This is a genomic window from uncultured Nitratireductor sp. (genome assembly GCF_913053745.1).
Taxonomy (GTDB): Bacteria; Pseudomonadota; Alphaproteobacteria; order Rhizobiales; family Rhizobiaceae; genus Nitratireductor.
On record NZ_CAJXGF010000030.1, the window covers coordinates 26736 to 35033 of the forward strand.

At 63.1% G+C, this 8298-nt stretch carries 6 protein-coding genes and 1 pseudogene; 4 read left to right on the forward strand and 3 right to left on the reverse strand.

From position 1 onward, the window contains the following. Positions 1–27: 27 nt before the first annotated feature. Complete coding sequence (locus QZ638_RS07190; protein ID WP_295808397.1) at positions 28–795, forward strand: SDR family NAD(P)-dependent oxidoreductase; 768 nt, start codon at positions 28–30, stop codon at positions 793–795. Between the two features lie 128 nt (positions 796–923). Here QZ638_RS07190 and mtnA read toward each other — a convergent pair whose 3' ends face one another. Continuing rightward, on the reverse strand, positions 924–2033 hold the full coding sequence (gene mtnA, locus QZ638_RS07195; RefSeq protein ID WP_295808400.1) for an S-methyl-5-thioribose-1-phosphate isomerase: 1110 nt from the start codon (positions 2031–2033) through the stop codon (positions 924–926). After that, complete coding sequence (mtnK, locus tag QZ638_RS07200; protein ID WP_295808402.1) at positions 2030–3295, reverse strand: S-methyl-5-thioribose kinase; 1266 nt, start codon at positions 3293–3295, stop codon at positions 2030–2032. Before mtnK ends, mtnA begins: the two co-directional genes overlap by 4 nt. A gap of 292 nt (positions 3296–3587) precedes the next feature. Here mtnK and QZ638_RS07205 point away from each other — a divergent pair, with 292 nt between their 5' ends. The 3 genes from QZ638_RS07205 to QZ638_RS07215 are packed head-to-tail and all read left to right on the forward strand — an operon-like array spanning position 3588 to position 7268. Continuing rightward, positions 3588–5105: a sugar ABC transporter ATP-binding protein gene (locus QZ638_RS07205; RefSeq protein ID WP_295808404.1), complete on the forward strand. Its 1518-nt coding sequence runs from the start codon at positions 3588–3590 to the stop codon at positions 5103–5105. Positions 5106–5108: 3 nt separating this feature from the next. Continuing rightward, the gene (locus QZ638_RS07210; RefSeq protein WP_295808407.1) at positions 5109–6176 is read left to right on the forward strand and encodes an ABC transporter permease; all 1068 of its coding nucleotides are present in this window, start codon (positions 5109–5111) and stop codon (positions 6174–6176) included. A gap of 36 nt (positions 6177–6212) precedes the next feature. Continuing rightward, positions 6213–7268 (forward strand): substrate-binding domain-containing protein, encoded by a 1056-nt coding sequence (locus QZ638_RS07215; RefSeq protein WP_295808409.1) that lies wholly within the window; start codon positions 6213–6215, stop codon positions 7266–7268. Positions 7269–7428: 160 nt separating this feature from the next. Here QZ638_RS07215 and QZ638_RS07220 read toward each other — a convergent pair. Further along, positions 7429–8178, reverse strand: a pseudogene (locus QZ638_RS07220) (SDR family NAD(P)-dependent oxidoreductase); the annotation flags it as partial. Between the last annotated feature and the right edge of the window lie 120 nt (positions 8179–8298).

The following is an 8298-nucleotide window of genomic DNA, read 5'->3' on the forward strand; positions in this document are numbered from 1 at the left end:
TGCTCCGAGGAAAGACAGGGGCTTGGAATGAAAACATTTGAAGGCAAGGTCATTGCGGTGACCGGGGCAGCCGGCGGTATAGGCCGGGGCATCGCTCAAGCGATCATCGAGGCAGGCGGGCGCGTTGCGCTGCTCGATCTGCCGGGGCCGAAACTCGAAACGGCGGCAAAAGATCTCGGCGGTGAGCCCAATGTCATGGCGGCTGCAAGCGATGTGACCGACAGCGCCAGTATGGACGCGGCCTTCAACGAGGTGGTCGCCCGCATGGGCCGGCTCGACGGGCTGGTCAACAATGCCGGCGTCGTGCGGCTCGGGCCGGCAGACAAGCTCACCGGTGACGACATCGATCTTGAGATGGCGGTCAATGTGAAGGGCGTACTTCTCGCTTCTCAGGCCGCCGCGCGCCAGATGGGTAAGGGTGGGGCCATCGTCAACATCGCGTCAAACGCCGGCAAGGTCGGCTATCCCAACATGGCCGGCTACAACGCCTCGAAGGCCGCGGTGATCAATCTCACCCGCTCGCTTTCGCTCGAATGGGCGGCGCGCGGGATCAACGTCAATGCGGTCTGTCCTGGCGGTGTTGCGACCGACATGCTGAAGAGCGTGGCGGATTTCATTGTCGGCGGAGACGGTGAGAAATCCGAAGAGATGATGAAACAGATGGTGCCGCAGCAGCTCGGCCGTCACATCCAACCGGTCGAGGTGGGGCGTGTGATCGTCTTCCTGCTTTCCGACGCGGCAACGATCATACGCGGTCAATCCATCACGATAGATGGCGGCGACACGCCCTATTGATGTGAAAACCGCCGTTCTGGATGGGGCCAAAACGGCGGCGATTCAGTTTTCGGGAAAACGCCTGGTTTTTTCCGAAAACGATTCAAAACCAGCGCATTTGCCCCGATTCCTGAATCGTTTTCTGAAATTCACGCAGCGTCCGAATTGGCCCGGTCGGGGAAGAGTTTGGCAAGCCCTTCAGGCGATGCTTCCGCGATGCCGCGCTCGGTGATGAGGCCGGTGACAAGCCGTGCCGGCGTCACGTCGAAGGCGGGATTTCCGGCTGGCGATGTCTCCGGTGAAATCCGCACCTGCCGCACCTTGCCGTCCTCATCCTTGCCCCAGACCAGCGAGACCTCGTCGCCCGAACGTTCCTCGATCGGAATTTCCTTCACGCCGTCATGCACCGTCCAGTCGATGGTGGGCGAGGGCAGCGCGACATAGAAGGGGACATTGTTGTCCTTCGCCGCAAGCGCTTTGAGATAGGTGCCGATCTTGTTGCACACATCGCCATCGGCGGTGGTGCGGTCGGTGCCGACGATCACCATGTCCACCATGCCATGCTGCATCAGGTGCCCGCCGGCATTGTCCACCACCAGCGTGTGCGGCACGCCGTGACCGGCCATCTCCCATGCGGTGAGCTGCGCGCCCTGATTGCGCGGGCGGGTTTCGTCCACATAGACATGAACGGCAATGCCCTCTTCCATCGCATGATAGATGGGCGAGGTGGCGGTGCCGAAATCGACGGTGGCAAGCCAGCCGGCATTGCAGTGGGTGAGGATGTTCACCGGCTCGCCGGGTTTCTTGCGGGCGGCGATCCCGCGAATGATCTCCAGTCCGTGAAGGCCGATGCCGCGGTTCAATTCCACATCCTCATCGGCGATTTCGCCCGCGCGCTTATAGGCCGCCGCGGCGCGGTCCGCTTCCGGCAGCTTGCGCAGAAGGCCGCGCATTTCATCGAGCGCCCAACGCAGGTTGATCGCGGTCGGGCGCGTTTCGTGCAGCGTCTCCCACACGGCGTCGAGAGCCGCGTCGGAAGCGCCTTCGCGCATGCGCATGGCAACGCCATAGGCGGCGGTGACGCCGATCAGCGGCGCGCCGCGCACCCACATATCGCGAATGGCCGTGGCGATGCCGTCGACGGTGCGCACATTTTCGATGCGCAGCTCGTGCGGCAGCCAGCGCTGGTCGATGAGATCGACAGACCAGCCATCCTCATTCACCCAAATGGTGCGGTAGTGCCTGTCTCCAACCTTCATGACAATTTCCCCTGATCGAGTGCTTCCGCCAGCCGGTCGAGCTCGGCGAGCGATTGAATCTTGTTGCGATTGACGACGATGTGGCGGCCGAATTTCAGCGCCGGTGCTTCACACGAAGCGCGCAGGCTCTCATCGGCGATGTCCTCGAAATCCGCATTGTGAGCAAGCCCCAGAATGCGGCGGTGCATCTCGATGCCGGCAAAGCCAAGCATGTCCGTCCACAGATCGTGGATTACATGGTTGAGCGCCTGTTCGGCGGCAAGCCCGTCATCCTGATCTTCATATAGGGCGGCCTGATAGAGAATCCCGCTGCGCTCGGTGCGCCACAGATGGGCGAACTCGTCGCGGAACGTGTTCCATGTCTCGTCGATGACGCGCAGGAGGTAGGCGCGCATGGAAGCGCGGCTGCCATTCTCTTCATGGCCGCGCTGCGAGAAGTAGGCCATCCAGTAATTGGCGATGAGCATGCCGACATCGAAGGCCATGGGACCGTAGAAGGCGAATTCGGGGTCGATGATGCGCGTGTCGTCCGGCGTGACCATGACGGAGCCCGAATGCAGGTCGCCATGCACCATGGTCTCGGCTTTCGATGCGAAGAGGTGCTTCATGCGCTGCGCTTCGACCTTCAGATCGCGGTCTGAACGCAGTTCCTTCACCAGCGCGTCGAGACCCGGCGTGTGCCGGTTCATCGGCGCTTTGTAGTAGGGATCCGAGAAAACGAGGTTCTCGGTGATGTCGCACAGGTCGACATTGTCCGAGAAAAGCCCGAGATCGGCCTTGCGGTCGGCGGTATTCATGGAAAGGTCGGAGCCGCGGAAGAGGGTGCGCGCCATGAACAGGCCGAGGTCGCGGCCAATCTTCGGCAGTTCCTGCCCTTCGATGAGGGCGCGGCGGAGAATGATGTGCGGTGAAAGAAACTCCATCGCAATCAGCGCCTGCGTTTCATCGAAATAATGCACGGCAGGCACGGTTCCCGGCGCGCGCTCTTCCTGGCGGGTCAGCGCGTGATATTCGAAGAAGGAGCGCTTCAGCGGAAGCGGCCAGCTATCGCCGACCAAGCGGACATAGGGCAGAGCCTGCTTGATGATGAGCGTTTCGCTGCCGCCCTCGACGATGAAGACGAGATTGAGATTGCCGTCTCCCACCTCGCGGACTTTCCAGTCCGCCGGTGCGCCGCCGAGGCGGCCGGCAATCTCCGGAATGTTGCCAAGGCGCTCCGGCAGGGTCTCCACCGTCAGGGCCTCGAAGGCGTTCTCTTTCATCTCTCCATCTCCTCCCTTTCGCGCCTGAACCGGCGATGGATGGCGCGCGTCCTGTATCTGCCAGTGTTCCCGCACAAATTTTCTCTCCGGAAGGGAGAAGAAGCACGAGCCCAACCTGTTCATCGTGCTCCCCGATCCTGCAGAAAGGGGAAGCGTGAAAGGCGCAGACCGACACTGGTGACCACCACCCTCTCATGCCGTCAGTTCAGGCGATACGCTACCAAGGCTCTGTCATTTGTCAATCATGTTGACAAATGCTTGTTACCTGTTAGCGTCACATTGGGAGGAGAGCATGGGCGACAACGCCATCTTTCGCATTGCCGGCCTGACAAAGGCATTTGGACCCAACGCTGTGTTGCGTGGAGTGGGGCTCGACCTGCGCGCCGGCGAGGTGACGGTTCTGATGGGTGCCAACGGTGCCGGCAAGTCGACGCTGGTCAAGGTCATGAGCGGCGTTCATCGCGCCGACCGTGGCATGATGATGCTGGGCGACAAACCCTTCTCTCCTGCCACTCCCGCAGAAGCGATGCGCGCCGGTGTGGTGACGGTTCACCAGAACATCAATGACGGTGTGGTGGGCGCGCTCGACGTGGCCAGCAATCTGGTGCTCGACCGGCTGAATGGCGCAGGCAGCGGCTTTTTCTTCAATCCACGAAAGGTGCGGCGCGAGGCGCGCGAGGTGGCCGAGCGCATGGGGCTCGGGATCGACCTCAGCGCCGAGGTGACCGACCTGCCGCTGGCCGACCGGCAGATGGTGGCCATCGCGCGCGCCATGGCGCATGAGCCGCAGGTGATGATCCTCGACGAGCCGACCTCTTCGCTTTCGAGCAATGAGGCCGAACGGCTTTTTGCGCTGATCGAGCGGCTTCGGGCGCGCGGCGTCGCCATTCTCTATATTTCGCATCGCATGTCGGACATTCGCCGTCTGGCCGACCGCATCGTCAGCCTGCGCGACGGGGCCATCGTCGGACAGTTCGACGAGAAGCCGCTCGACTATGAAGGCGCGGTGAACGCCATGCTGGGCCAGAATCTCGGCCTTCACAGCATCGATGCGCGGGCTGCCGGCGCGCCGGTTTTCTCGGTCCGCGATCTGCGCATCGCACCGGGCGCGAAACCGCTTTCCATGGAACTCGGCGCGGGCGAGGTTGTGGCGGTGACGGGGCTTGTGGGCGTAGGCAAGACGCGGCTTGCCGAAACGCTGTTCGGCATTCATACGCCGCTTGCCGGCTCCATGCGGCTCGATGGCAGGGCCTATGCGCCCAAAACGCCGGCGAGTGCGGTCAGGGACGGCGTTTTCCTTGTCGCCAAGGACCGCGCGTCCACCGGCATCGTGCCGGAGTTCAACATCTATGAGAATATGAGCCTGCCGTTTCTGCCGCGCTTCTCGAACATGAGCGTGACGCGGCGGCGGGCCGAACGGCAGACCGCGCGCGAGCAGATTGCGGACCTCAAGATCGTGTGCCGCTCCGAGCGCGACGATCTGGCGACGCTTTCGGGCGGTAACCAGCAGAAGGTGACCGTGGCGCGCTGGCTGACGCAGCCCTCGCGGCTTTTGATCCTGGACGAACCGTTTCAGGGCGTGGACATTGCCGCGCGCCACGACATCGCGGCCAAGCTGCGCGAAAGTGCGGGCGACCGCGCGACACTGGTCTTTCTGACCGAACTGGACGAGGCGCTGGAGACAGCGGACCGCATCCTCGTCATGTCCGAGAACACGATTGTCGGCGAGCATCGCAATGCCGACGTGGATATGGACCGGCTGCTGGCCGAAGTGGCCGGCCAGCGTCTGGAACCCGCAGGGAGCGTTTAGAGAATGGACAGCCGTACGGCGGACAAGACCCCGGTTGAAACCCCGGCTGAGGCGCTGGCGCAGCCGAAAGACGGCCGCTCGCTGCGCGAGCTGGCAATCCGCTATGGCTTTCTGAGCCTGCTGGTGGGCCTGATCGTCTTCTTCTCGCTTGCCACGCGCGGCTTCACCTCGCCGCAGGCGGCGGTGTTCATTCTGCAATCGGTTTCAATCACCGGCATTCTGGCACTCGGCGTGACGGCGACGCTGGTGGTGGGCGGCTTCGACCTTTCCATCGGCTCCATCGCCACAAGCTCCATGATGGCGGCCGCCTATGTGATGGTGGTGCTGGAGCAGAACGCGCTTGTCGCGGTTCTCGTATGCCTCGCCATCGGCGCTCTGGTCGGGCTGATAAACGGTCTCATCATCTGCTACATGCGCGTGCCCGATCTTTTGGCGACACTCGGCATGATGTTCCTTCTGATCGGGTTGCAGCGCATCCCGACCGAGGGACGTTCCATCGCCACCGGCATGACGCTGCCCGACGGCTCGACCGCCGAGGGCACGTTCAGCCAGGCGTTTCTGGCGCTTGGGCGGCACCGGTTCGATCTCTTCATAGAGAACCTCGTGCCGGCCTCGGTGGTGGTGCTGATCGTGCTGGCGATCCTGATCTGGTTCTTCCTCGAATACACGCGGTTCGGCCGCATGATGTATGCTGTGGGATCCAATGCGCGGGCTGCGGAATTCGCCGGTGCGCCGGTCAAGGCCTATCGCATCTGGGCCTATGTGATCTCGGGCGTGTTTGCTTCCATCGGCGGCATTCTTCTGGCCGCGCGCCTGGGGCGGGGTGACATCGCCTCGGGCAACAATCTGCTTCTGGATGCGGTGGCGGCGGCGCTGATCGGTTTTGCGGTGCTGGGGGCTGCAAAGCCGAACGCATTCGGCACGGCGATCGGGGCGCTGTTCGTCGGTGTGCTCCTGCAGGGGCTCACCATGATGAACGTGCCCTATTACACGCAGGATTTCGTCAAGGGTGCGGTGCTCGTCATCGCGCTGATATTTACCTTTGCGCTTCTGGGAAGGAATGCCCGGTAGCGCCGTTCAAAAGCAACAGGCAGTGGAGGAGTGAGTATGGAAATTTCACGCAGACTTCTTGGCAAGATGGCAGCCGCGCTGGCCGGCGCGACCATGCTTCTGCCGGCAGCCGCCGGCGCACAGGACAAGCCCGCACCGTTCGACAATCCGGGCGATGTGGAGATTGCGCTGGTGCGCTATCTTTCCACGGGCGATTTTTTCCAGGCCTATCTTTCGGGCGTGGAGAAACAGGCCGAGGCGCTGGGCGTGAACCTGCGCGTGCTCGACAGCCGGCAGGATGCCGCCCTTCAGGCCGACATGGTGGATCAGGCGATTGCGCTTGGCGTCGATGGCATCATCATCCAGCACGGTCTCACCGAATCCATGAAGGAAGCGGCCCAGCGCGCCGTCGATGCGGGCATCAAGGTCGTGGCCTTCGACGTGAATGTGGAGAACGAGGCGATCCCGCAGATCGAGCAGTCCGACCGGGATCTGGCGCGTCTGGCGCTGGAACAGGCCATTGCCGACAATGGCGAGGCGTGGACGGCGGGCTATGTCTATGTGGCGGGCATCGCACCGCTCGATCGCCGCGACGAGACCTGGCGCGAATTCAAGGAAAAATATCCGGGCATCGAGGAAGTGGCGCAGTTCGGCACGCTCGACAATCCGATCGCCAACTCGGTGGCCAATCAGGCGCGCTCGGTGGTGACGGCCAATCCGGACATTCAGGTCATGTTCGCGCCGTATGACGAGTTCGCCAAGGGTGTGAAAATCGCCGTTGACGAGGCGGGCCTTTCCGACAGCATCAAGATCTACTCGGCCGACGTTTCGACGGCAGACATTTCGGCCATGCGCGAGCCGGGCAGCGCCTGGGTGGCGACGGCCGCCACGAACCCCGCCGTTGTGGGCGAGGTTTCGGTGCGCGCGCTCGCCATGCTTCTGGCGGGTGAGGAGCCGGGTGCAAGCGTCATCGTTCCGCCGACGCTGATTACGCAGCAGGCGCTCAACGATGGCGACATCAAGAACATGGACGATCTCTCGGCGAAGATGCCGCAGTTCGCCCATGCCGATGTGGCGGTGCCGGACTGGATGCCGCTGCCTGAGCGGGACTGAGGCAGCGCGACTGGGTCAAGGAGGGCGGCTTTCGGGCCGCCCTTTTTGTTTGCGCGGAGAGCGTGGTGCTTGCCCTTTCCCCCGCCCTTGGATGCGGTCAGGATAAGGAAAGGGCAAGAACAAGCTGGTGTGTCTGGAAGGGCCGACGGGCGGCTCCCAATCAGCGCAAGGCAGCAGCGATGTTGCCGCCGTCGACGGTGGTGACGTCGGCGGTTGTGCGTTCGGCGAGGGCGTGGTTGAGGAAAGCCTGCGCCACGTCTTCGGCACGCACTTCTAGGCCCAGAAGATTGCCGCCCATATAGTCTTTTTCCGAGACGCCGCGCGAGGTGGAACGGTTGGCGATCATCTCGTCGGTCAGGAGGCCGGAGCGGATGCGGTCGGCGTTGACGGCGTTGGAGCGCACCCCGATGGAGCCGTAATCGAGCGCATATTGGCGCGAGAGGAACAGCGTTGCCGCCTTGGGCAGACCGTAAGCACCAAAATTCGCACCCGGATTGACCGCCTGTTTGGAGGCGTTGAAGAGAAGAACGCCGCCGGTGCCCTGCTGCTTGAACAGGCGCACCGCGTTCTGCGCGACGCTTTGATGGGCGAAGAAATTGAGCTCGAAGCTCTTGCGCAGCGTGGCGTCTTCCAGTTCGCCGATCTTGCCTTCCCAGGCCGCACCCGCATTGGAGACGACGATGTCGACGCCACCGAACACATCGCGCGCCTTGTCGAAGGCGGCGCGAACGGCGGCCGCGTCGGTCACGTCGGCGCCGATGCCGATGGCGGCGTTGCCGATGTTTTTCGCAATCTCTTCGGCCTTGTCGGCATGCATGTCGACGACGACCACATGGGAGCCCTGCGCGGCGAAGAGTTTTGCCGTGGCGGCACCGATGGCGCCCGCGCCGCCGGTGACCAGTAATTTTTTCACGCTTCACTCCTTCGCCGCCTCGGCCCGCGCTGCATCACGCCCGCCCGCCGGCAGGCCGGCACTATTTCACAGTTTCAGGGCGTATTGAACAGCGCGCGGGTCGTTGCCGGCAATCGC